This window comes from Oleiphilus sp. HI0117, from assembly GCF_001635235.1.
In genome coordinates, this window is record NZ_LWGA01001087.1 from 1 (window position 1) to 1565 (window position 1565).

Here is a 1565-nt window from a genome sequence, read left to right on the forward strand (position 1 = left end):
TCCTGATTACCAGGAAATCGAAGCAAAATGTGGTTGTGGTAACGTTATTAAAACACGTTCTACGCTATGTAAAGATATTACTCTGGACGTATGTTCAGCATGTCACCCATTCTATACTGGTAAGCAGAAAGTAATGGATACAGGTGGTCGTATTGATAAGTTCAAGAAGCGTTTCGGCAGCCGTATCGGCGGCTAAGCTTTGTTTGGCGAGTTGCCAAAGAACTAAGATATTCCGAAAAAGAGCGCTTGTCGCTCTTTTTTCGTCTGGTTATTTGATGATTTCGGTCAAATGACAATAAAAAAGTTACGGCGTATTATCATTTGATAATTGTCCATAGGTAATAAGTGATGTCATAATGTGCGCCGCGGACAGGCTTTAGGGCTTTAATGTCCCTGAAAGAACCTAAACGGAAAAACCAAAACGGTAGAATATAATGTCAGATTTCAAACAAGATGCTCTAGATTACCATGAGTTCCCGAAGCCAGGGAAAATCAGCGTAGAACTTTCTACTCCTGCTCAAACCTCTCGCGACCTTTCTTTGGCTTATAGCCCAGGTGTTGCAGAGCCAGTTAAGGAAATTGCTGCTGACCCGGAAAATGCATATAAGTACACTGCTAAAGGTAACTTGGTAGCGGTTATTACTGATGGTACTGCGATTCTTGGTCTGGGTGACTTAGGTCCTTTGGCTTCTAAGCCTGTAATGGAAGGTAAGTCTCTTCTTTTCAAACGTTTTGCTGGCGTTGATTCAATCGACATCGAAGTTGAATCTGAAAGCCCTCAAGCATTTATCGACACAGTGCGTCGTATTGCGATTACTTTTGGTGGCATTAACCTAGAAGACATTAAAGCACCTGAGTGTTTTGAAATCGAGCGTACGCTTAAAGAGCAGTGCAACATTCCAGTTTTCCACGATGACCAGCACGGTACTGCTATCGTAACGGTTGCAGGTGCATTGAACGCACTTGAAATTCAAGGCAAGAAAATTGAAGAAGCAAAAATGGCGGTACTAGGTGCCGGTGCTGCTGCAATTTCTTGTTCTAAGCTACTTACCCTTGCGGGTATGAAGCCAGAAAACATCTTCATGTGTGATCGTAAAGGTGTTATCCACTCTGGTCGTGATGATCTAAACCAGTACAAGGCAATGTTTGCAGTAGATACTGACAAGCGTACGTTTGACGATGCGCTAGACGGTGCTGATATCTTCTTGGGTCTATCTGGTCCTGATATGGTGACTGGTGAACAAATTAAGAAGATGGCTCCAAACCCAATCATCTTTGCATGTGCTAACCCGGTTCCAGAAATCATGCCTGAAGTGGTTGCAGAATCTCGTCCAGATGCTGTTATGGCAACAGGTCGTTCTGATTACCCTAACCAGGTAAACAACGTTCTTGGCTTCCCATTTATCTTCCGTGGTGCGTTGGATGTTCGTGCAACAGCTATCAATGAAGAGATGAAGCTGGCTGCTGCTAAAGCACTTGCTAATCTAGCAAAAGAGCCTGTAACTAAGGAAGTTCTAGACGCTTACGGTGTGGATTCAATGGAATTCGGTAAAGAGTACATCATT

At 43.3% G+C, this 1565-nt stretch carries 2 protein-coding genes; both read left to right on the top strand.

What is annotated here, in order from left to right:
• Positions 1 to 196: 50S ribosomal protein L31 (gene rpmE / locus A3757_RS19560; protein ID WP_068740127.1), on the top strand; the 196-nt coding region annotated here is incomplete at its 5' end.
• 238 nt (positions 197 to 434) lie between these two features.
• On the top strand, positions 435 to 1565 hold a 1131-nt coding region (locus tag A3757_RS19565; protein WP_068740129.1), incomplete at its 3' end, for a malic enzyme-like NAD(P)-binding protein.